This is a genomic window from Pseudopontixanthobacter vadosimaris (assembly GCF_012979275.1).
GTDB classification, from domain to species: domain Bacteria; phylum Pseudomonadota; class Alphaproteobacteria; order Sphingomonadales; family Sphingomonadaceae; genus Pseudopontixanthobacter; species Pseudopontixanthobacter vadosimaris.
Window position 1 is genome coordinate 93,936 of the sequence record NZ_JABASZ010000036.1, and the last position, 20,900, is coordinate 114,835.

Genomic DNA, 20,900 nt, shown 5'->3' on the forward strand with positions numbered 1-20,900 from the left:
ATAGCTCCCCTATATGGGAGGGCATGTCATGAACTTTCAGAAGGTTGCGATGGTGGGCGTAGGAAGAGTTGAACTTCCGACCCCTGCGATGTCAACACAGTGCTCTACCACTGAGCTATACGCCCACACGTTACGCAGTACCCGGCTGGCGAAACACCTTTCGGGAAGCAGCCCCTTAGCGGGGCTGCACTATGCGTGCAAGACCATTTCTGAAGTGTTCAGGCAAATGTCAGAGGCTTATCGCCGCAGTGCCCGCAAACACACGCTCAACCTCAAGAACAAGATCCTTAAGGTGAAACGGCTTCGACAATACCTTCGCCTGCGGCTGCTCCCTGCTGGCCTTCAGCGTGACCGCTGCGAATCCGGTGATGAACATGACCATCGTGCCGGGGCTGATCTCGCTGCATCTCTGTGCCAGTTCGATGCCATCCATTTCGGGCATAACGATATCGGACAGCAGCAGATCGTAGCCGTCACTCAGCAGAGGAACCGCCTCGGTGCCACAAGCCACGCCTGTCACGGCATAGCCCGCGTTTTCCAAAGCACGCGTCAGATAGGTTCGCATCGGTTCGTCATCTTCGGCCAGAAGGATGCGCAGGCGGTCCGGTGAATTGCTCATGGTCATTCCGGTAGCCCGGATCGCTTAAGAAATCTTTGGCAAAACCGAAGCTGGACGATTTTGACACACCATCTGCAAACGTACATCCCGGCATGATGAACGATGCGACGACCGAACCGATGACTTCCTGGCGCGATGTCGCTCCGTTTACAATGTCAGGCAGTACGGATTGCGCCGTTCCGCTGTTGATCGCCGCACCGCACGGTGGGCGCGTGTACGGGGCCGATCTGGCGCAGGACATGCGCCACTTCGCCAGCGTGTCGATCAAGCTGGAGGATCGCTTCGCCGATCTCCTCGCTCTGAATATCGCGTCCCGTGTCGGCGCGGCAAGCCTGATTGCGCATGTGCCCCGTGCCGTGATCGATCTCAACCGATCTTCAGACGATATCGACTGGAGCATGGTGAGCGGTAAAAGCCCCGAAAACGACGTGCGGCCAGGCGGCAATCGGCGCGCCCGCAGCGGCCTAGGCCTGGTGCCGCGGCGATTGCCGGATACGGGTGAGATCTGGCGCGGGAGATTGCCCGCCGCCGACCTCCAGAGCCGTATTGAAATGGTGCATCGCCCCTATCACGCGGCTCTTGCCAAGGCGCTCGGGATCATGCGCGATCGTTGGGCGGCGGTTCTTCTGCTCGATCTGCACTCCATGCCCCCGCTACGTTCGGAAGGGCGGCATCCGGCCGCGCGCTTCGTCATTGGCGACCGGTTCGGCGGTAGCTGCGCGCCCCGGCTCGCCGCTCAGGCTTTGCATTTTCTGAACCTGCACGGACATGACGCGGCGCACAATCGTCCTTATGCGGGCGGCTATATCCTCGACCGGCACGGTGCACCCGCACGGAATGTCCATGCCCTGCAGCTGGAAATATGCCGGTCGTTATATCTGGACGACCTGATGACCGAGCCGAGTTCGGGTTTCGATGATTTATGTGATCTGCTGACAGGGTTTTGCAGCCATCTGGCGAGCCGGGTTGCCGATATGGCGATGTCCGCCTCTGGGGGCCGACTGGCAGCCGAATAAGAAAAAAGAACCACCCCGTGCAAGATGCACGAGGTGGCCAAGGTTCAGGGAGGAAGCGCAAATGAATGCGCCAGTCCGGCGGGCTATGAGGGGGGGCACCGCCGGATGCGTTTGAAATGGGACAGGCCGACCCTTTTTACAAGGTTCGGCCTGTCGCGAAATCCAGTCCTTTTGCCGCCTCGCCAGTCAGGTCTGGCCATCCTTCCGAATCGGCCAGATGATTTCAGTTCACCGGATCGAAACTGCCCGCCGTACCGCTGCCCTCGCTGAACTGCTCCTGCGGCTTGGGTCCCTTGCCCTGGCCGACCTGGCGACCAAAGATGTTCCGCATCAGGTCCAGCGACATCATGTGGGCGTAGATCAGGGCGATCAGGCCGTTCTGGTTCCAGCCCCGCAGAGTATCACCGCGCAGCTCCCGCAATTTGTCCTGGTTGACCATCTGGAAGCCACGATAGACGAAGGGCTTGTCGGGATTCTCGGGCGAGGTGATGGCAATCTCGCCATCCATCAGCAGATCATGCTTCTGCAGTTCCTCGATGAAGGTCTTGGTTCGCGCTCCGGCTTCTTCGAAACGCTGGCAGAAAGTCAGAATTCCCTGCGTGGCTTCGGATGGCTTCTTCTCATCATCGAACAGACGGTCGCCTTCGTCGTAATCGCCGATCGCCTCGCAGGTGGGATCGAAGCAGAGCGAAAGCTCTTCACTGTTATCGTTGAGCTTGGCCAGCAGATAGGGATAGCGGCGTACATAGGCCGGAATGTAAACAGGCTCACTGATCTTGCCGTCTTCGTCCACGAAAGTGTTCACGCCTTCATTCAGGCCCATCAGGGCAAGCGGAAGCGGGTTTGCACCGGATGAAAAGATGATCGGGTAATGGCGCTGCGCCTGCGCGAATTCGTCGACGGTCAGGGGAATGGCATGCTGGCCGATCAGCCAATCTGCCCTGTCCATCGTCTTGCTGCGGTAATCGGCATGGTCGCGGCTGTTGAGAGGCATCAGATCCTTGTAGAACAAGGGCAGGGTGGGCTGAGGCGCGCTGGCCATCGGGATCTCTCCAAGTCACAAGGGGGCAAACGGTGAAGGACGGCAGGCATTGCCGCCCGTGTGAAGCGTTGCGCCTTACGGATTACCGCCACCGGTTGCAACCGGCACCAGCTTGCCGGGGTTGAGAATGCCCTGCGGATCGAGCGCTGCCTTCACCGTTTGCATCAGGGCCAGATGGACCGGATCGCCCGTCCTGCCGAGTTCGTCCCGCTTCATCTGCCCGATACCGTGTTCCGCGCTGATGGAACCCCCTTCCGATGTAACCAGATCATGCACGAACCGGCTTATCGGCTGACCAACTTCGCTTTCCCACACGCCCGGTTCCGCGCCGGCAGGGGCAAGCACGTGAAAATGCACATTGCCATCGCCCATATGACCGAACGCGGTCGCCCTGGTGCCCGGAAACCGTGCTTCCACCAGCGGGATCGCCCTGGCGATGAACTCCGCCATCCCGGCTACCGGCACCGAGATGTCATGCTGCATCGCCGGGCCGATCGCGCGTTCCGCTGCGGAGATCGAATCACGCAGGGTCCAGAAATGTTCTGCCTGGGCCTCATTCGCCGCGATCGTCGCATCGCCGATCAGATCGCTTTCCAAGGCCCCGCTAAGCAGGCTTTCCATCTCGCCCTTCACTCGCGATTCTTCTTGCGAAGCATGCACCAGCTCGATCAGAACATGCCACGGATGATTGCCGGCGAGCGGCAGGCGCGCACCGGGCAGATAATCGCGCACCGCGTTTATCGCCTGGGCTGGCATGATCTCGAAACCTTCCAGCTTTTCAGGTGCATGTTCCTGGAGGCGCAGCAGAAGCTGCCGGGCCTGTCGCACGTCGTCAACGCCGGCCCAGGCGACCATGCGCCCGCCCACGGGGGATACGAGCCGGAGCGTCGCCGCTGTCACGATGCCCAGTGTGCCTTCGGATCCGATCAGCAATTGCTTCAGGTCGAACCCGCGATTGTCCTTCTTCAAGGGCACCAGCGCGTCTAATATCTCGCCATTCGCCAGCACCGCCTCCAGCCCCAGCACCTGGGCGCGCATCGATCCGTGCCGCAGCACCTGCGTTCCGCCGGCATTGGTGGAGACGAGTCCGCCGACGGTGGCCGACCCCCTGCCGCCAAGGGTGAGCGGAAAGCGCAGATCTTCGGCCAGGGCCGCTTCCTGCAAGGTCTGGAGGATGACCCCTGCGTCACAGGTAATCTGGCGCGCCTCGCGGTCCAGGCTGCGGATCGTGTCCATCCGGCGCAGCGACAGCAGCAACGCGTTACCCGATGCATCCGGGGTCGCACCGCCCGACATGCCGCTGTTGCCCCCCTGTGGGACCACGGGAACACGGTAGCGCGCGCAGAGTGCGACGAGTTTAGCGACTTCCTCAGTGGATCGGGGCAGGGCCATCGCACACGCGCGCCCATGGTAGCGGCCACGCCAGTCGGTCAGCCACGGTGCCATGGATCCGGCATCGCTTGTCAGTCCGCGCGCGCCGAGCAGCCCGGCAGCTTCTTCCAGAAAGGTCTTCATCTGCATCGTCATCCGTGTCTGGCACAGAAAAGGCGTTGCCCGCCACCCGGTTCATGCAAGGCGCAGCTGCGATTAAGCGGATATTCAAGCGTTTATCTCTAGGCCGCCCATCATGTCTGTTCGGGGCCATGCTGGCTTGAAATCCATGAGGGTGGCTTTACCATCGATGCGAATGTCGCGTGCCCTCATGCCTGCCGCCCTGCTGATCGGCTTCGTGGCCGTGCTGCGGTCTTCCATGTCCCTGGCGGCAACCCCCGTCGCGGAGGCGGGCGCTGTTCCGGATCATGGCTGGGTTGCGCTCGAGGCGATGGAGCGGGCCGCGATACAGCACCAGGTACGTATCGAACGCCGGGTTACGATCCGCATCTCGCCACTTTCGGCCGTATCGCGGCAGCAATTGATAACGCAGGGTGCGCGGGTCCAGACGCGGCGCATGATGGAGCGGCCGCGCAGCGAATGCCTGCCTCTCTCCTCGATCCGGGCCGTGCAGGCGCTGGAAAGCAACCGGCTGGTCTTCTACATGCAGGACCGTCAGATGATCAGTGCCGTCATGGACAATGCATGCAGCGCCACCGATTTCTACTCCGGTTTCTATGTCGAGCCTGCAGGAGACGGGATGCTGTGCGAACAGCGCGACATGTTGCAGGCACGCAGCGGAGCGCGATGCGAAATCGCGGGGTTGAGACAGCTGGTGCCGGCCGACTGACTCTTTTAACCGGCACGGGGCAAAGGGGCGTCCCGCATAGGAATATTGACTTTTGCACCGTGAACCCGCAAAGGACGCCCGGTTTCCTTGGGCCTGCACGGCCGGGTGAACCGTCGCGGGCGCGTGCCCGTGGGCCAAACGGGCGTGTTGCCCATTTATCCGGACATATTTGCCATAATGACATTCGCCGATCTCGGCCTTTCCGACGAACTGCTGAAAGCGGTCGAAACTGCGGGCTATACCGAGCCGACTCCGATCCAGGCGCAGGCCATTCCCGCCGTGCTGATGATGAAGGATCTCGTTGGCATCGCGCAGACCGGCACTGGAAAGACGGCAAGTTTCGTCCTGCCGATGATCGACGTGCTGGCGAGCGGCCGACGCCGTGCCCGGATGCCGCGCTCGCTGATACTCGAACCCACCCGTGAACTGGCCGCTCAGGTCGCCGAGAATTTCGACAAATACGGCGAGAACCACGATCTGAAAATGGCGCTGCTGATCGGCGGGGTTCAGATGGGCGATCAGGTGCGAGCGCTGGATGAAGGTGTCGACGTCCTGATTGCGACTCCGGGCAGATTGATGGATCTGTTCGAGCGCGGGAAGATCCTGCTGAACGGATGCGAATTGCTCGTCATCGATGAGGCGGATCGCATGCTCGACATGGGTTTCATTCCCGATATCGAATTCATCTGCGACAAATTGCCGGTGCCGCGCCAGACCATGCTGTTTTCCGCCACCATGCCGCCGCCAATCGAAAAACTGGCGAAGAAGTTCCTCGTCAATCCGAAGCGGATCGAGGTCGCGCGTGCCGCCACGGCGAACGAGAATATCCAGCAGTTCAAGGTTCCGGTATCGCCGCGCAAGAAGAAGGAGGCGCTGCGCCACTTCCTGCGCACGGACGACGTGCGGACGGCCATCGTCTTTTCGAACCGCAAGACAACCGTTCGCGACCTGGCCAAGACGCTGCAGAAGGAAGGCTACGCCGCGGGCGAAATCCACGGCGACATCGATCAGAACACGCGCAACCGCGAGTTGCAGCGGTTCAAGGATGGGGATATCAACATCCTCGTCGCCAGCGACGTCGCTGCGCGCGGGCTGGACGTGAAGGATGTCAGCCATGTGTTCAATTACGACACGCCGTGGCATCCCGACGATTATGTCCACCGCATCGGCCGGACCGGCAGGGCGGGCGCCAAGGGGCGTGCGTTCACTTTCGTGACGGCTGACGATGCCGAAGCGATCGCGAATGTGGAGAAGCTGACCGGCATTCCCATCCCGACCTTCGGCAAGGAAGACATTCTGAACCCCGTGCCGGTCAGGTCGTCGCCAGAACGGGATCATGGCGGCCCTATCGAAGAGCAGCCTAAAGAGAAGCCGAAGCGCAGCCGCCGCAAGCCCGCCGCACCGAACGAGGGAGCGAACAGCACCGGCTCCGAAGAAACGCCTCGGCGTGATTCGCGGAGCACACGAGACGGCGGTGCGGACGATAGATCGCGTCCGACCGATCCATCCGGAAGCCGTCGCGGCAGGAATTCGCGTCAACCCGATGCGAAGGCGAAGCCGCAGAAGGCAGTGACGCATCTGGATGGCGATGTGACCGACGCGGACTGGAATGGACCCGTTCCCGGCTTCCTGGGTGTTTCCGCACTGAACTGAGCCTGGCCTGCGCCTTATGCCGCGGCGAAGCAGCCGTGGCATTCAGTCTGCCGGTTTCACGAAACTGTCGATCACGCGTTTGACGCCGCTTTGTTCGAAATCGATTTCGAGCTTGTTCCCTTCCTGCCCGATCACCGTGCCATAACCGAATTTGTCATGGAACACCCGATCGCCCAGCGCGACGTCGCCGCGCGGCTTGGCGGCGAAGCTGGCAGCACTGCGGCCGGGTTCCTTCACGCGCACGGGTCTGGTGTCATAGCCGGTGGTGAGCGCACGCTGCCAGCCGGGGCCGCGCTGCTGGCTGCGATCCGGGCGGCTGGCGACCAGATGTGCGAAGGGATCTTCCGTTTCGGTCCAATTTGCGCGCCATAGCGAAGCACCCCCGGTCATCGTGGTCTCCCGCTCGACATTCGCCTGGGGCAACTCTTCCACAAATCGTGACGGTATCGAACTTGTCCATTGGCCGTAAATGCGCCGGTTTGCCGCGTGCAGTATCGTGCAATGCCGCCGTGCGCGGGTGATCGCGACGTAAGCAAGGCGGCGTTCCTCCTCCAGGCTGGCAAGGCCGCCTTCGTCCAGACTCCGCTGACTTGGAAAGACGCCTTCCTCCCAACCGGGCAGGAAGACATTGTCGAACTCCAGCCCCTTGGCCGCATGCATCGTCATGATCGTGATCTTTTCACCATCGTCAGCGCGCTCATTATCCATCACCAGGCTGACATGTTCGAGGAAGTCGCCCAGCGTCTCATATTCCTCCATCGCGCGGGCCAGTTCCGACAGATTCTCAAGTCGGCCCGCGCTTTCTGCGGACTTGTCGGCCTGGAGCATGGCTTCATAACCCGATTCCTCCACCACCTGCCGCAGCAGTTCCGAAGGCGAAATCGTGTCGGCCAGGCTCCGCCAGTGCAGGAAATTGCGCATCAATGCACCGATGGTGCCCGCCGCGCGCTTCGGCAGTTCGTCGCTGTCCGCGAGTTCGAGGGCCGCTGCCGCCAGCGGTAACGAAGTCGCGCGCGCATGGCTGTGCAGTTTCTCGAGCGTCTTCGCACCTAACCCGCGCTTCGGCTGATTGTAGATGCGTTCGAAGGCGAGATCGTCCTGCGGCTGGGCAATCACGCGCAGATAGGCCAGCGCATCGCGAATCTCGGCGCGTTCGTAGAAACGGAAACCGCCGATGATCTTGTAATTGAGCCCGATCTGAATGAAGCGATCCTCGAATTCGCGCGTCTGATATTGCGCGCGGACCAAAATGGCGACCTGATCCAGCGAAGCGCCCTCCCGCTCGAGCCGTTCGATCTCCTCGCCGACGCGTCGTGCTTCTTCAGGCCCGTCCCAGATACCGATGATCCGGACCTTGTCGCCTCCTTCGAATTCGGTCCAGAGTGTCTTGTCCAGCCGCTCGCTATTCGTGTGGATCAGCCCCGAAGCCGCCGCCAGAATATGCGGCGTGGAGCGGTAGTTCTGCTCCAGCTTCACGACCTTGGTGCCGGGGAAATCCTTTTCGAAGCGCAGGATATTGGCCACCTCCGCACCGCGCCAGCTGTAGATCGACTGGTCGTCATCGCCCACGACACAGATGTTCTTGCGGGCCTGCGCCAGCAGGCGTAGCCAGAGATACTGCACCTGGTTGGTATCCTGATATTCGTCGACGAGGATGTATTTGAAACGCTGCTGATATTGTTCCAGCACGCTGCTTTCACGGCGGAAGATGTTCAGCATGTGAAGCAGGAGATCGCCAAAATCGCAGGCATTCAGGGCCTTCAGCCGGTCCTGGTACAAGCGGTACATCGCCTGCCCCCGGCCGTTCGCATAGGCTTCGTTCTCGGTAGCATCGAGATCTTCGGGGTTCAGCCCGCGATTTTTCCACCTGTCGAGCAGCCCTGCCAGCTGGCGAGCCGGCCAGCGTTTCTCATCCAGATCCTGATCGGAGATCAGCTGCTTCAGCAGCCGTATCTGATCGTCTGTATCGATGATCGTGTAATTGGATTGCAGGCCGACCAGTTCCGCATGGCGGCGGAGCATTTTCGCTCCGATCGAATGAAACGTGCCGAGCCATGGCATGCCTTCCACGGCGGGCCCGATATGATGCCCGACCCGTTCGCGCATTTCGCGCGCCGCCTTGTTGGTGAAGGTGACGCACAGGATCTCGCTCGGCCAGGCGCGCCGCGTGGCGACCAGATGGGCAAGCCTTGCCGTAAGGGCAGCGGTTTTCCCCGTACCGGCACCCGCCAGCATCAGAACCGGCCCTTCCACCGTCAGCACGGCCTCGCGCTGCGGCGGATTGAGATTGGCCGCATAGGGCGGAACGTCGCCGGCTCCGGTTGTGTCTGCCAAGGGGGGGTGAGGGTAGCGATCGGTCATGTCAGGGGTGAACAGCTAGGGAACATCATGCCCGGAAGCAAGCGTTGCCGGAACAAGTGGCGAGCTATTGCGTAGACTCGGCAAGTAGCAGAATGGAGTGACGAATTATGAAAAATCTTATCCTCGCCGGAGCAGCCGCCCTCGCAATGGGCGTAATGCCTGCCGCCGCAAGCGCCCAGACATCGGCCACCATGAGCGCCGATGCGTTCCCGATGAACCAGATGCAGCAGCAGACATACATGGATTGGGCCGATGAAAATCGCACTGACTATCAGAGATGGGATCGCAGCACGCAGGAATATTTCTGGTCGCTGACGCCGCAGCAGCGCGAAGGCTGGTGGGCACTGAATGCCGAACAACGCAGCCGCGTTCTCGCCATGACCCCGCAGCAGCGCACGCAGGCCTGGGCATCGATCGAAGCGCAGATGAACGGGGCCACGCCGCCAATGGCCAACAACATGGCCACGAACAGGGCCGGCATGAACACTTCCGCGATGAACAGCAATGCGCGTATCAATTACGTCAGCAATGCGACCGTGCAGAACATACCTGCTCCGCATCAGGGCGAATACCCGATCTGCAGCAACAACAGGTCCGATAATTGCATGAACCCGTGGGAAGCCGGTCGCCGCGGCCCGGGGGTCGATCGCCCGCTGAACTATTTCCCGGGTGAAGCCGGTCCCCGCAGCCGCTGATCGCGACTGCAGGCCGAAGTCGGTAATGCGAAAACGGGTGCCTGAAAAGGTGCCCGTTATTGCGTGCGCGCTCTATTCTGCCGAAGCGTCCGCAGCGCGGCGCAGACGCAACAGGCGCAGCTTCCCCTTGCCGACCTTGCGTTCTGCTTCGACATCAAAGCTTTTCAACAGCACATCTTCTCTGGCACCGGTCTCCAGAGCGATCCAGGTAGCAGGGCCAATCCACCCGAGCCGGAGCAACCGTTCCAATGCGACAGGCCCAGCGCCGGTTTCATAAGGCGGGTCGAGCAAAATGAGATCGTGAGGAACCTTGGCCGGCCCAAGCGACAGGACCGATCCGGCGCGAACATCGCTGTTCAGTCTTGCATCGAGTGAGGCAACATTCTTGCGGATGACCGAGAGGGCGGTCTCATCCTGTTCCACGAAAAGGCAGTAGGATGCCCCGCGCGACAGAGCCTCGAGCCCCAGCGCACCGGAGCCTGCGAACATATCGGCGACGGTCAGGCCCTCGAACGTGCCGAGGCGGCTATTCAGCATGCTGAACAGGGTTTCGCGCATCCGGTCAGCTGTCGGGCGCGTTAATTCGCCCTTTGGTGCCGCCAGGTTGCGGCCGCGCCATTTGCCGGCGATGATCCTCATCGCCGGTTCTGCGCCCGCGAGAGGCGCGTTTTCGCTGCCTGCTCCGGCGTTCCGCGCAGCAATTCCTTACGCAGCCGTTCGACGTCCTTCTGCGGGACTTCGGAAACGCGGCCCTTCTGCACATCTCCCAGTGTGTAGGGGCCATAGGCGAGCCGCATCAGGCGCGACACTTCCAACCCGAAATGTTCGAGGATGCGCCGTACCTCGCGGTTCTTCCCTTCCGTCAGGGTGAGTTCGATCCACTGGTTCACACCCTTGCCCCTTTCAAGATTGGCATCGATGCGCCCGTAGCGAACGCCGTCGATGGTGATGCCGTGAATGAGTTCTTCAAGCTGCGCCTGCGTGATGCCGCCGAAAGTGCGCGCGCGGTAGGTGCGCGGCATTCCGGTGCCGGGCAGTTCCATCGCTCGCTTCAGCTCTCCATCATTGGTAAGCAGCAGCAGGCCTTCGGTGTTCATGTCGAGCCGGCCGATCGGCATGACCCGCGGCGCGTCTTTGGGCAAGGCATTCCGCAGGGCCGTGTAGATGGTAGGACGACCGGAGAAATCCCGTTCCGCCGTCAGCATGCCGGTGGGTTTGTGAAAGACGAACAGGCGTGCCGCTTCGGGTTTGCCGACGGCCTTGCCATCCACGGTGACACCCTTCAGATCGGGAAGGATCGTCGCTGCCGTATCAAGCACCTTGCCGTCGATCGCGACTCGTCCATCGGCGATCATGCGTTCCACTTCGCGGCGGCTTGCGACACCTGCGCGCGCCAGCAGCTTGGCAATACGATGGCCTTCGGGCCGATCGCCAGCGGGATCCCAGGACTTGTTGTCACTTTTATTGGTCATGCAGGGGCAATAGGGGCAGAGCGGGAACGAGCCAAGCAGTCAGTTCGAAGCGCGCAGGATCCCTTCGAGCGTTTCATGGAAGCGATGTATTCCGGTTTCCAGGGTGCCGAGCGACAATTGCGTTATCGCGCCGCTGGAAAGGCCCTGTTGCCCAAGTTCGGCAGCACGAAAATCTTCCGCCGCGAAGACCCCGCCGTCGAGCAGGTTCCAGCTCTTCTCCCAATGAGCGCGCGCCTTGTCAGTCTGCGGTTCTTCGGGAATGAGCATGAAATCTTCGACCACAGTTTCACTTTCGCTGCGCGGCATCAGCACCAGTATGTTGAAATAATCCGGGCTGGGAACGATCACGGTCGCAGGCAAAAGTTGATAGGCGAAAGTGATATGCCGCCGCATCGCCGCCATGTCCATTGCCGCAGGGTCGATCAGATCCTCCGCCCGCCCGACAGCCGATCGCTGATGCGGGCCGATCAGATCGCCCGCGGTAATACCGTCCTTGAAGAAAGCCCCGATGGTCTGCGAATGAAGCCGCGTGACATGGTAGCTTTCAAGGAAGGCATCCATGATGAGCTTCCAATTGCCCGCAACGCGGTGCGTTCGTCGCCTGTAAAGCACATGCTCCGCCATGCCGAGCGCATCGAAATCCTCGCCCAGGGCTTCGGCATGGGTAAAGTCGGCCTCTTCGGCAGGGGAAAACCAGATAAGACCGCCGGTTTCGCGTGAGGGTAGCTCGACGAGGCCGAAGTCGTTCTTGTCCAGTTCGGGAAAGGTATCGGGCCGGGGCAGGGCGATCAGCGCACCGTCGAGCCTGTAGGTCCAGGCGTGATAGGGGCAGACGAGCCGCCCGGCACACTGCACCTCCGTTCCTTCGACAAGCCTGGTGCCGCGATGGCGGCACACGTTGAGAAACACGTGAACCTTTCCCTGCCTGTCACGCGTGACGAGCAGGGGACGCCCGGTCGCATCATGCGGCACGGCCATGCCGGGGCCGGGCAGCAGGGCCGAAGGGGCGATTACCTGCGGCATCCGATCGAACAGAGCGGTCTTCTCGCGCGCCCAATGGGCAGGGTCGGTATAGACGCTGGCCGGCACATGACGGATATGCTGCACTTCATCATGCCTGCCGCTTCCCCCGCCCGCAGCGATCCTTTCGGCCAGGGCGAGCATGCCCGCAGTCGGGCTGCCGCCCTCTGCCGGTTCATTACGGACGACGGGTGTTCGGCTGTCGTTCATTGCAGGCTTCCCTTAATCCAGCGCGTTGTTAAGGCTACATCAGATCGTAGCACGAAAAAAGGGACGGGCGTATATGGCGGAAACGGCGGAACAGGACGGCAAGCCCGGCTGGCGCAAGGTGGCACGGGCGCTGAGGCATCCGAAAACCGCCTATATGCTGCTGTTCGGTTTTGCCGCCGGCCTGCCCTATGCGCTGTTGCTGGGCACGCTTTACGCCTGGCTTTCCGATGCCGAGGTCGATCTTGAAACAATGGGCGTGTTTTCGCTGATCGGACTCGCCTATGCTTTCAAGTTCCTCTGGTCGCCGGCGCTCGACCGGGTCGATATTCCCGGCCTGCGCCGCCTGGGTAAACGCAAGCAGTGGATCGTGACGGCGCAGATCCTGCTCGGTGCCATCCTCGTCATCCTGTCAACTCTGGACCCTCTCGGCGCGCTCGGCGTCTTCTCGCTTCTGGCAGGGATCGGTGCCTTCGCCAGTGCGACGCAGGACGTGGTTATCGATGCATGGCGCGTGGATGTTGCCGACGATGTAGCAACCATCGACATCCTTTCGACAGTCTATCAGATGGGCTACCGCGTGGCCGCGCTGGTTGGTGGCGCTCTTGCCCTGTTTCTGGCCGAACGAACCGACTGGCCAACGGTCTACATGGTAATGGGCGCAGTCATGCTGGTGGTCGGCTTCGCGGGTCTGTGGGCGCCCGATACCGACGCCTCCGCGCCCGATGCCGAAGATGTCGACGCCATGGTTGCCATGCGCAACGAAGGCGAACTCACCCCGCGCGTGCGCGGCATTGCCCTTGCCGCCGTTGGACTGCTCTGGGGCTGGGCACTGGTGACCGTCGGGGTTTTCATGATCCGGTCGCTCGGCAGCGACCCGGAAGCTCGGCCCGATTCGGTCGAATTCATTTCCACCATGGGTCCGCTGATCGTCGTGGCGACCGTGGTCCTGCCGTCGCTGATCGCGGCATGGCTGGTGAAGATGCAGCGGTCCGGCCAGCACCTGGTGCGGGAAACCCGGCCTGCCGCTACAACGGGCGAGCGGGCGATGGATCACCTTTATCGTGCCTTGGTCCTGCCGCTGACCGATTTCGTCGGGCGCCTCGGCTGGGCGCTGATCATCGTCTTCGCTCTGGTGCTGACTTACCGGATCACCGATGCAATATGGGGCAGTTTCGCCTATCCATTCTATCTGGGCGAGCTGGAATATACGAAGGACGAGGTTGCGGTCGCGTCCAAGTTTTTCGGCGTCGGCGCCTTGATTCTCGGCCTGGCGCTGGGTGGCTATCTGCTGACCGCCATCGGACGTATGCTGACGCTGACTCTCGGCGCGTTTCTGGCGGCTGCCACGAACCTGCTTTACGCCGATCTGGCGCTGGGCGGGAGGACGATGGAGGCGGTGAGCAATGCGACGGGATTCGCCTGGCTGGTTACCCAGACAGGTGGCGACGCCCGGCTGGCCAAGCTGATGATGGCGATTGCGGGCGAGAACGTCGCCGTCGGCATCGCGGGAGCTGCCTTCGTGGCCTATCTCTCGTCCATCGTGTCGAAGGGCTACAGCGCCGTTCAATATGCGCTGCTGTCATCGCTGACCTTGCTGGTCGGCACCTTGGGACGCGGTGCGCTGGGCAAGATGATCGAGGAGCAGGGCTATTACGACGTGTTCATCCTGACCACGGCCATCGGCATGTTCGCCGTGGTGCTGTGCATCGTGGAGTGGGTGCGTATCGCCCGATTGGGACCTGAGAAGTCGGGCGTCGTCATTCCCGACGAAGGTATCGCACCGGCCTGAGAGTATTGGCCTGAGAGTATTGGCCTGAAAGTATGGGCTCGACCGCACCTAGTCCGGGACCTCGCCGGACAGCCGCAGCACGTTTCCGGCAAGGTAGAGCGATCCGCCGATGAGCACCGGCAGACCGTCGGGCGGTATGGCCTGCAAGGCTTCGAGAACGTCGTAGGCCCTCTGCACGCCGCTGCCGAAGCTATCCTGTCGATGAAATTCATGCCCCGGCACCGGAACGGCGGTGATGCTGGCGAGCCTGTCGCCGAGCGCATCGATCAAGGCCCCCGGATCCTTGTTGGCGAGCATCCCGACGATGAGGTGCAGGCGCTGCTCGGCAAAGTGCCGGGCGATGGCGCCACCCGCGTCGCGGTTATGGCCTCCGTCCAGCCATAGAGCGTGGCTGCCCGCCGCGACGGCCAGAGGGCCGGTCCTGATGGCCTGCATGCGTGCGGGCCACCGCGCATGGCGAATGCCGGCAGCCATCGCATCGGGCGAAACGGCGACGAAATCCTGATGCCGCAACATCGCGATGGCAAGGGCGGCATTGTCTGCCTGGTGCAGGCCCGGCAGCGATGGAAGCGGCAGGGTGAGATGGCCATGCCGGTCCTCATATTCGAGGAAGGTCGCGTCTGCCCCGGAGGTCCAGTGCCGGCTCCGCATCGCCAGCGGCGCACCCGCCGCCATGGCCGCGCGTTCGACCTCCAGTTCAGCGTCGGGCGGATAGGACAGGGTAACGAGATTCGATCCAGGGCGAACGATCCCGGCCTTCTCGAAGGCGATTCGCGCCAGCGGCTGTTCGGGCGTTCCTTCTTCCGGTACCAGGAGGAACTGTTCATGATCGATCCCGAGCGCGGCGATGCCGCAGGCGGCGGGGTGGGCGAAGACATTGGTGGCGTCGAACCGTCCACCGAGGCCGACCTCCACGACACAGGCATCGGCCGGCATGCGGGAAAATTCCAGCAGCGTTGCAGCGATGGTGGCTTCGAAGAAACTCGGCGCCAGATCGGCCCCGGCATCCAAAACCTCCGCCAGAACCGCGGCAAGAGCGCTGTCCCCGATCAGTTTGCCAGCCAGACGAATGCGTTCGTTGAAGCGCACCAGATGCGGACTGGTGGCGACATGGACGCGCAGGCCATCCGCCTCCATCATCGCGCGCAGGAAAGCGCAGGTGGAACCTTTCCCATTCGTGCCCGCGACATGAAAGACTGGCGGCAGCCGGTCCTGCGGATTGCCCAGCCGGCCAAGCAGCGTGCGGATCGTATCGGTGCCCAGCCGCCCCTGCGGCACACTGAGCCTTGCCAGCCGGTCCAGTTGCCTTTGCACGGCAGGATTGTCCGACCGTGCGAAATCGCCGATCGCGCCCGGCATTCCTGCCTCAGGCTGCCGCGCGGGGTTGCAGATAATCCAGCATCGCCGCCAATGTGCTGCGCAGATCGCTGCGCTGGACCACCATGTCGACCATTCCGTGCCGGTGCAGATATTCCGCCCGCTGGAACCCTTCGGGCAGTTTCTCGCGAATCGTGTCCTGGATGACGCGCTGGCCGGCGAAACCGATCAGCGCGCCGGGCTCGGCGATCTGCACGTCGCCCAGCATGGCATAGCTGGCGGTAACGCCCCCGGTCGTCGGATCAGTCAGCACCACGATATAGGGCAGGCCGGCGTCGCGAAGGCGCCGCGTCATCACCGTGGCCTTGGGCATCTGCATCAGGCTGAGGATGCCTTCCTGCATCCGCGCGCCGCCTGCCGCCGTGACGACGATGTAGGCGCAGCCGCGTTCAAGCGCACGCTGGGCACCGGCGCAGAAGGCGGAGCCCACCGCCATGCCCATGCTGCCGCCCATGAAGCCGAAATCCTGCACGCCGACCACGGCCGGATGCCCCTCGATCGTCCCCGAACCGACGGTGAAGGCATCGCGGTGCGGGTTCTTCGCCCGCGCCAGCTTCAGCCTTTGCACATAGGGCTTGGTATCACGGAATTTCAGCGGATCTTCGCGCACCTCGGGCTGCGGAAGCACATCATACCCTTCGTCCAGCACCTGCTCCAGCCGGCGGTCGGCACCGATCCGCCCGTGGTGATCGCAGCGCGGGCAGACTTCGAGATTCTCGTGATATTCCCTTGCGAAGACCATTTCCTGACAGCCGGGGCACTTGATCCACAGCGTGTCGGGCGATTCCCGCTTCGGCAGGAATGGCAGGGAATTGCGAACCTTGTTGAACCAGCTCATGTCAATCCTTTCGCGCGGCGTGAACCGCCTGCGCCAGCGATGCGGTGAGGGCACGGAGATGTTCCGGCGCATCCTCGCCATGCTCCGCGACCAGTTCGACCAGCGCGGACCCGACGACCACGCCATCGGCGACCCGGGCGATGGCGCCCGCCTGTTCGGGCGTGCGCACGCCGAAGCCGACCGCTACGGGCAAATCGGTAGCAGCCTTCAGCCTGGCCACTGCGTCCTTGATGCTGGCCTGCGCGGCCTGCTGCTTGCCGGTGATCCCGGCGACGGAGACGTAATAGAGAAACCCGCCCGATCCTTCCAGAACGCGCGGCAGACGTCTGCCGTCGGTGGTGGGGGTGGCAAGGCGAATGGGCGCGACCCCTCTGGAACGCAGCGCAGGGCCGAGCGCGTCGTCCTCTTCCGGCGGAATATCGACGCAGATCACGCCATCGACGCCCGCCTTCACACATTGCCCGGCGAACCATTCCGGACCCCGGCGGACCATCGGATTGGCATAACCCATCAGCACCAGCGGCACATCGGAATGGCGGGCGCGGAACTGCGCCGCCATCCCCATGATGTCCGCAGTGCGCGTACCCTTCGCCAGCGAACGAATATTCGCATTCTGGATCGTCCCGCCATCCGCCATCGGATCGGTGAAGGGCATGCCGAGCTCGATCACATCGGCGCCGCCCGCGACCAGCGCATCGAGATTCGCGGCCGTATCGCCGTCGCCTGCGGTGAGGAAGCAGACGAGGGCCGGGCGGCCTTTTGCAAAAGCCGAAGCGAGCCGCTCGCTCAAATCTCCACTCCCAGCTTTTCGGCCACGGTGAAGATGTCCTTGTCGCCGCGCCCGCACAGATTGGCGAGGATGATGCTGTCCGTTGGCATGTCCTTCGCGCGCTTCTGCACGGCGGCGATGGCGTGGCTGGGCTCCAGCGCGGGAATGATGCCTTCCGTGCGGCACAGCAGCTGGAACGCTTCCAGTGCCTCGTCGTCGGTGACGGCGGTATATTCGACCCGGCCGCTGTCCTTCAGCCAGGCATGTTCCGGGCCGATGCCGGGGTAATCCAGCCCGGCGCTGATCGAATGACCTTCGGTGATCTGCCCGTCCTCGTCCTGTAGCAGATAGGTGCGGTTGCCATGCAGCACGCCGGGCGATCCGCCGAGCAGGGACGCGGCGTGTTCGCTTCCGTCCAGCCCATGCCCCGCAGCCTCGACGCCGAGCATCTTCACGTCGGGATCGTCGAGGAACGGGTGGAACAGACCCAGGGCATTACTTCCCCCCCCGATGCAGGCGACCAGCAGATCGGGCAGGCGGCCCACTCGAGCCTGCATCTGTTCGCGTGCTTCCTGCCCGATGATCGACTGGAAATCGCGCACCATTTCGGGGTAGGGATGCGGACCTGCCGCAGTGCCGATGATGTAGAACGTGTCATGCACATTCGCGACCCAGTCGCGCATGCCTTCGTTCATCGCATCCTTCAGCGTCGCCGCGCCGCTGGTCACGGGCACGACTTCCGCCCCGAGCAGCTTCATGCGGAACACATTGGGCTGCTGGCGGACCACGTCCGTCGCGCCCATGTAGATGGTGCAGGGCAGGCCGAAACGCGCGCAGACCGTGGCCGTGGCCACGCCATGCTGGCCCGCGCCGGTTTCGGCGATGATCCGCGTCTTGCCCATGCGGATCGCCAGCAGGATCTGCCCGATGCAATTGTTTATCTTGTGCGCGCCGGTGTGGTTCAGCTCGTCGCGCTTGAACCACACCTGCGCGCCGCCGAGCGCTTCGGTCAGCCGTTCCGCGAAATAGAGCGGGCTGGGCCTGCCGACGTAATGTTCCAGCAGGTCGTCGAATTGTTCGCGAAACGCAGGGTCGGCCTGCGCCGCGCGGTATTCGCGTTCCAGATCCAGCACCAGCGGCATCAGCGTTTCGGCGACGTAGCGCCCGCCATAGGCGCCGAAATGGCCATTTTCGTCCGGCTGGGCGCGAAAGGAATTGGGAATGTCTCTCATGGGTGTGCTCATTGCCGTGCCGCTTTGCAGAAGGCGGCAATCCTGTCCACATCCTTGACACCCGGCGCGCTTTCCACACCCGACGAAGTATCGACCAGCGGCGCGTCGGTGCGGCGAACAGCCTCCGCGACATTGGCCGGCGTCAGCCCGCCCGCCAACCCCCAGGGCGTGCGGCCGCGCCAGTTCGCAAGCAGGCCCCAGTCGAACGCTAACCCCATGCCGCCGGGCAATGCGCCCTTCGGGGTCCTGGCATCGAACAGGACAAGGTCCGCAGCGCCGTCATAGGCTTTGGCCGCCGCGATATCGCTGCTGCTGGCGACGGGCAGCGCCTTCCATACGGGCAGGCCGAACCGCGCCCTGACCTCGGCAACACGAGCGGGCGGTTCCGAACCGTGCAGCTGGATTCCGTCCAGCTGCCCTGCCGGCACTGCTTCGCTCAGCAGAGCGTCCCCGGCACCGACGAACAGGCCGATACGGCGGATGCGGTCGCCCGACCGGCGGGCAAGGTCACTGGCCAGCGGTGCCGACAGGTGGCGGGGCGATGGGGGATAGAATACGAAACCGACATAGTGGGCCCCGGCACTCATGGTCGCGTCGAGCGCATCCGGAGTCGTCACGCCGCAAATCTTGATTTCCGCCGCCATTGTGGATCAGAGCCGTTCCGCAAGCGCGATCGTGTGGGCGATGGCGCGGCGGTCCTGCGGCGGAGAATGGCTGACCAGAATAGTGTCCGCCGCGGGAAACGCCGCGCCGAAACTGCGCGCTGCCGAGGCGTAATTCGCCACATCCGCGTCGGCAAGATTGCCGAGCGTCTTCGCATCGCGCCCCTTGATGAGGCATCCGCCAAAGGCGATGTTTGTGCCGGTCACGCCGATGGCGATGTTATCGCTGGTGTGGCCGCCGCCCGGATAGTGGATGGCGAGCGGGGCAAGCCTGTTCTGCGCCGGTCCGATCGCCCAGCCATTGTCGAATGCGAGCGCCCTGTCCGCCGGCAGCATTTCCTGTGCGATCGCCTCGCTATTCGTCAGCGGATGCGCCCAGCTGGTGACGCCCGCCGCCCGCAGCGCGCCGATCCCGCCCATCTTGTCCTGATGAGCGTGGGTGACGATTGCATCGCCGACCGGTGCGCCGAGGACATCTGCCGCGTAATCGAGGATATTGCGGGTCTGCGCGTCGCTCCAGGCCGTATCCACCAGGATACTGCGCTGGCCGGCGATGACGATCAGCCCGTTCGAGCGCACCGGCCCCATTCCGGGCAGGTCCAGCGTGCTGGTGTGCATCACCACATTGTCGGCGATACGGCTGAACACGACTTCGCCGAACGTCTCGGATGCGTAGGCTTCGCGCGTTTCGGCAAGACGGTAAGCATCGCGCGGAGCCTGATAACACCCGCCAAGCAGCAGCGCCGCAGCAGCGATGACCGGAACCCGCAGCGCCGGATACATCACAGCGTCGCCTCGATCGCGCGGGCAGCCTGCAGCGGATCGCCAGCACGGCTGATCGGCCTGCCCACGACCAGCACTCTGGCCCCCGCATCGCGCGCGGCACGCGGTGTCACGACTCGTTTCTGGTCCCCTTGCGCGGGGCCGGTCCCATTCGCGCCGGGGCGCAGGCCGGGCACCACGAAGAACCCGTCCTTCCACTCGCGGTGAACGGCGGAAATCTCGTGCCCCGAACAGACGATGCCATCCAGCCCGGCTGTCCGCGCCAGATCGGCAAGCCGCAGGACCTGATCATGCGCCGAACCTGCGACACCGGTGCGCGCCAGGTCTCGTTCGTCCAGGCTGGTGAGCATAGTGACCGCGACGACTTTCGTGCGTTCGCTTGCGGCGGCCTTCGCATCTTCCATCATCGCGCGGCCGCCGCCGGCATGAACGGTGACGATGGCCGGTTCCAGCACGTTCACCGCCTGCATGGCACCGGCCACTGTATTCGGAATGTCGTGCAGCTTGAGGTCGAGGAAAATGGGCAGTCCGATCTTGGCGACTTCATGCACACCATGGCTGCCGTGGGCGCAGAAGAACTCAAGCCCCAGCTTCAGCCCGCCGATATGCGACTTCACCTTGCGGGCGAGATCCACGGCGGTGCCGAGGCTGGGCAAGTCCAGCGCCAGATAGACAGGATTGCTCATTCGGCATCCCGGGGAAATGTCCTGTTCCCGGCAGGAACGTCGCTGCCATCGCTTTGCAGATGCTGCCCGCTTCGCGGAGCGGTGTCGGCATTCGGAGCGATGGGGGTGTAGCGATCCCGCTCCCGATCGTGCCCGGCGGCGAGTGGTTCTTCCGCCAAGCGATCATGCGGATCACCGGCGGCGACCGGCACCGCCTCGTCAGTGGCAACGGGCGTGCGGACCTCGTTTTCCAGATGCGTGATGCGGCGCGACAAGCGCCATTTGACACCGCGATGAAACAGCCAGAGCGGAATGAAGCCGATCAGGAACGATATGATGACGATGGCGGGAATGTTGGTTTCCACCACCAGATCGCTCCAGATCTGGACCGCGACTTTCTGGTCCCAATTGGCGAAGGAGAACAGCAGCAGCCCGAACAGCAGAAGACCCCAGGCGATAGTACGGAAAACCTGCAT

At 63.0% G+C, this 20,900-nt stretch carries 20 protein-coding genes and 1 tRNA gene; 5 read left to right on the top strand and 16 right to left on the bottom strand.

The genetic code is table 11. The features are described 5' to 3' along the window. Nucleotides 1–50 precede the first annotated feature (50 nt). Together HG250_RS08395 and HG250_RS08400 are read right to left on the bottom strand one after the other, a co-directional pair. Nucleotides 51–125: transfer RNA gene (locus tag HG250_RS08395), tRNA-Val, on the bottom strand. A 104-nt stretch (nt 126–229) separates the two neighbouring features. Next, the gene (locus tag HG250_RS08400) at nt 230–619 is read right to left on the bottom strand and encodes a response regulator (protein ID WP_420821316.1); all 390 of its coding nucleotides are present in this window, start codon (nt 617–619) and stop codon (nt 230–232) included. A gap of 92 nt (nt 620–711) precedes the next feature. Between HG250_RS08400 and HG250_RS08405 the strand changes: the two genes are divergently transcribed. Then, nucleotides 712–1,635, top strand: a complete 924-nt coding sequence (locus HG250_RS08405) for an N-formylglutamate amidohydrolase (RefSeq protein ID WP_240957014.1) — start codon at nt 712–714, stop codon at nt 1,633–1,635. A gap of 223 nt (nt 1,636–1,858) precedes the next feature. Here HG250_RS08405 and HG250_RS08410 read toward each other — a convergent pair whose 3' ends face one another. Then, on the bottom strand, nt 1,859–2,677 hold the full coding sequence (locus tag HG250_RS08410) for a SapC family protein (RefSeq protein WP_170004601.1): 819 nt from the start codon (nt 2,675–2,677) through the stop codon (nt 1,859–1,861). Nucleotides 2,678–2,752: 75 nt separating this feature from the next. Continuing rightward, entirely contained in the window at nt 2,753–4,192 is a 1,440-nt protein-coding gene (locus tag HG250_RS08415; RefSeq protein WP_170004603.1) for an FAD-binding oxidoreductase, read from the bottom strand. Between the two features lie 172 nt (nt 4,193–4,364). Here HG250_RS08415 and HG250_RS08420 point away from each other — a divergent pair, with 172 nt between their 5' ends. Then, entirely contained in the window at nt 4,365–4,898 is a 534-nt protein-coding gene (locus tag HG250_RS08420; protein ID WP_170004605.1) for a hypothetical protein, read from the top strand. A 177-nt stretch (nt 4,899–5,075) separates the two neighbouring features. After that, nucleotides 5,076–6,551, top strand: coding sequence for a DEAD/DEAH box helicase (locus HG250_RS08425; protein ID WP_170004607.1), 1,476 nt, complete (start codon nt 5,076–5,078; stop codon nt 6,549–6,551). Nucleotides 6,552–6,593: 42 nt separating this feature from the next. On the opposite strand, the gene HG250_RS08430 is transcribed toward HG250_RS08425, so the two are convergent. Next, complete coding sequence (locus HG250_RS08430) at nt 6,594–8,912, bottom strand: ATP-dependent helicase (protein ID WP_170004609.1); 2,319 nt, start codon at nt 8,910–8,912, stop codon at nt 6,594–6,596. A gap of 107 nt (nt 8,913–9,019) precedes the next feature. Here HG250_RS08430 and HG250_RS08435 point away from each other — a divergent pair, with 107 nt between their 5' ends. Further along, the gene (locus HG250_RS08435) at nt 9,020–9,607 is read left to right on the top strand and encodes a hypothetical protein (protein WP_170004611.1); all 588 of its coding nucleotides are present in this window, start codon (nt 9,020–9,022) and stop codon (nt 9,605–9,607) included. 72 nt (nt 9,608–9,679) lie between these two features. On the opposite strand, the gene rsmD is transcribed toward HG250_RS08435, so the two are convergent. Genes rsmD through HG250_RS08450 form a run of 3 tightly spaced genes read right to left on the bottom strand, consistent with a single transcriptional unit; the run spans nt 9,680 to nt 12,309 of the window. Then, on the bottom strand, nt 9,680–10,246 hold the full coding sequence (gene rsmD / locus HG250_RS08440; protein ID WP_170004613.1) for a 16S rRNA (guanine(966)-N(2))-methyltransferase RsmD: 567 nt from the start codon (nt 10,244–10,246) through the stop codon (nt 9,680–9,682). Further along, nucleotides 10,243–11,079 (bottom strand): pseudouridine synthase, encoded by an 837-nt coding sequence (locus HG250_RS08445; RefSeq protein WP_170004615.1) that lies wholly within the window; start codon nt 11,077–11,079, stop codon nt 10,243–10,245. The genes rsmD and HG250_RS08445 overlap by 4 nt, the downstream gene beginning before the upstream one ends. Before the next feature lie 39 nt (nt 11,080–11,118). Beyond that, on the bottom strand, nt 11,119–12,309 hold the full coding sequence (locus tag HG250_RS08450; RefSeq protein WP_240957015.1) for an aromatic ring-hydroxylating oxygenase subunit alpha: 1,191 nt from the start codon (nt 12,307–12,309) through the stop codon (nt 11,119–11,121). Nucleotides 12,310–12,382: 73 nt separating this feature from the next. Between HG250_RS08450 and HG250_RS08455 the strand changes: the two genes are divergently transcribed. Beyond that, the gene (locus tag HG250_RS08455) at nt 12,383–14,098 is read left to right on the top strand and encodes an AmpG family muropeptide MFS transporter (RefSeq protein ID WP_170004617.1); all 1,716 of its coding nucleotides are present in this window, start codon (nt 12,383–12,385) and stop codon (nt 14,096–14,098) included. A 48-nt stretch (nt 14,099–14,146) separates the two neighbouring features. Here the strand turns inward: HG250_RS08455 and HG250_RS08460 are convergent, their stop codons facing one another. The 8 genes from HG250_RS08460 to HG250_RS08495 are packed head-to-tail and all read right to left on the bottom strand — an operon-like array spanning nt 14,147 to nt 20,900. After that, the gene (locus HG250_RS08460) at nt 14,147–15,457 is read right to left on the bottom strand and encodes a bifunctional folylpolyglutamate synthase/dihydrofolate synthase (RefSeq protein ID WP_205763580.1); all 1,311 of its coding nucleotides are present in this window, start codon (nt 15,455–15,457) and stop codon (nt 14,147–14,149) included. A 7-nt stretch (nt 15,458–15,464) separates the two neighbouring features. Next, nucleotides 15,465–16,313 carry an acetyl-CoA carboxylase, carboxyltransferase subunit beta gene (gene accD / locus HG250_RS08465; protein WP_170004619.1) on the bottom strand — a complete coding sequence of 283 codons (849 nt, stop codon included), beginning with the start codon at nt 16,311–16,313 and terminating at the stop codon, nt 15,465–15,467. A gap of 1 nt (nt 16,314) precedes the next feature. Beyond that, a complete protein-coding gene (gene trpA / locus HG250_RS08470; protein ID WP_170004621.1) occupies nt 16,315–17,103 on the bottom strand; it encodes a tryptophan synthase subunit alpha in 789 nt (262 codons plus the stop codon). Continuing rightward, complete coding sequence (gene trpB / locus HG250_RS08475; RefSeq protein WP_170004623.1) at nt 17,100–18,314, bottom strand: tryptophan synthase subunit beta; 1,215 nt, start codon at nt 18,312–18,314, stop codon at nt 17,100–17,102. Before trpB ends, trpA begins: the two co-directional genes overlap by 4 nt. Nucleotides 18,315–18,322: 8 nt before the next feature. Further along, entirely contained in the window at nt 18,323–18,958 is a 636-nt protein-coding gene (locus HG250_RS08480; RefSeq protein ID WP_170004625.1) for a phosphoribosylanthranilate isomerase, read from the bottom strand. Between the two features lie 6 nt (nt 18,959–18,964). Continuing rightward, nucleotides 18,965–19,759, bottom strand: a complete 795-nt coding sequence (locus tag HG250_RS08485; protein ID WP_240957026.1) for an MBL fold metallo-hydrolase — start codon at nt 19,757–19,759, stop codon at nt 18,965–18,967. Then, complete coding sequence (gene pyrF, locus HG250_RS08490; RefSeq protein ID WP_170004629.1) at nt 19,759–20,445, bottom strand: orotidine-5'-phosphate decarboxylase; 687 nt, start codon at nt 20,443–20,445, stop codon at nt 19,759–19,761. The genes HG250_RS08485 and pyrF overlap by 1 nt, the downstream gene beginning before the upstream one ends. Then, nucleotides 20,442–20,900, bottom strand: a complete 459-nt coding sequence (locus HG250_RS08495; RefSeq protein ID WP_170004631.1) for a LapA family protein — start codon at nt 20,898–20,900, stop codon at nt 20,442–20,444. Before HG250_RS08495 ends, pyrF begins: the two co-directional genes overlap by 4 nt.

Excerpts from the sequence above, each read along its gene's own strand:
- HG250_RS08450 (WP_240957015.1), bottom strand. The coding sequence starts at position 12,309 with ATGAACGACAGCCGAACACCCGTCGTCCGTAATGAACCGGCAGAGGGC.
- HG250_RS08425 (WP_170004607.1), top strand. The coding sequence starts at position 5,076 with ATGACATTCGCCGATCTCGGCCTTTCCGACGAACTGCTGAAAGCGGTC.
- HG250_RS08455 (WP_170004617.1), top strand. The coding sequence starts at position 12,383 with ATGGCGGAAACGGCGGAACAGGACGGCAAGCCCGGCTGGCGCAAGGTG.
- HG250_RS08495 (WP_170004631.1), bottom strand. The coding sequence starts at position 20,900 with ATGCAGGTTTTCCGTACTATCGCCTGGGGTCTTCTGCTGTTCGGGCTG.
- rsmD (WP_170004613.1), bottom strand. The coding sequence starts at position 10,246 with ATGAGGATCATCGCCGGCAAATGGCGCGGCCGCAACCTGGCGGCACCA.
- HG250_RS08430 (WP_170004609.1), bottom strand. The coding sequence starts at position 8,912 with ATGACCGATCGCTACCCTCACCCCCCCTTGGCAGACACAACCGGAGCC.
- HG250_RS08480 (WP_170004625.1), bottom strand. The coding sequence starts at position 18,958 with ATGGCGGCGGAAATCAAGATTTGCGGCGTGACGACTCCGGATGCGCTC.
- HG250_RS08445 (WP_170004615.1), bottom strand. The coding sequence starts at position 11,079 with ATGACCAATAAAAGTGACAACAAGTCCTGGGATCCCGCTGGCGATCGG.
- accD (WP_170004619.1), bottom strand. The coding sequence starts at position 16,313 with ATGAGCTGGTTCAACAAGGTTCGCAATTCCCTGCCATTCCTGCCGAAG.
- HG250_RS08460 (WP_205763580.1), bottom strand. The coding sequence starts at position 15,457 with ATGCCGGGCGCGATCGGCGATTTCGCACGGTCGGACAATCCTGCCGTG.
- HG250_RS08400 (WP_420821316.1), bottom strand. The coding sequence starts at position 619 with ATGAGCAATTCACCGGACCGCCTGCGCATCCTTCTGGCCGAAGATGAC.
- HG250_RS08410 (WP_170004601.1), bottom strand. The coding sequence starts at position 2,677 with ATGGCCAGCGCGCCTCAGCCCACCCTGCCCTTGTTCTACAAGGATCTG.
- HG250_RS08435 (WP_170004611.1), top strand. The coding sequence starts at position 9,020 with ATGAAAAATCTTATCCTCGCCGGAGCAGCCGCCCTCGCAATGGGCGTA.
- pyrF (WP_170004629.1), bottom strand. The coding sequence starts at position 20,445 with ATGAGCAATCCTGTCTATCTGGCGCTGGACTTGCCCAGCCTCGGCACC.
- HG250_RS08485 (WP_240957026.1), bottom strand. The coding sequence starts at position 19,759 with ATGTATCCGGCGCTGCGGGTTCCGGTCATCGCTGCTGCGGCGCTGCTG.
- HG250_RS08405 (WP_240957014.1), top strand. The coding sequence starts at position 712 with ATGATGAACGATGCGACGACCGAACCGATGACTTCCTGGCGCGATGTC.
- trpB (WP_170004623.1), bottom strand. The coding sequence starts at position 18,314 with ATGAGAGACATTCCCAATTCCTTTCGCGCCCAGCCGGACGAAAATGGC.
- HG250_RS08420 (WP_170004605.1), top strand. The coding sequence starts at position 4,365 with ATGTCGCGTGCCCTCATGCCTGCCGCCCTGCTGATCGGCTTCGTGGCC.
- HG250_RS08415 (WP_170004603.1), bottom strand. The coding sequence starts at position 4,192 with ATGAAGACCTTTCTGGAAGAAGCTGCCGGGCTGCTCGGCGCGCGCGGA.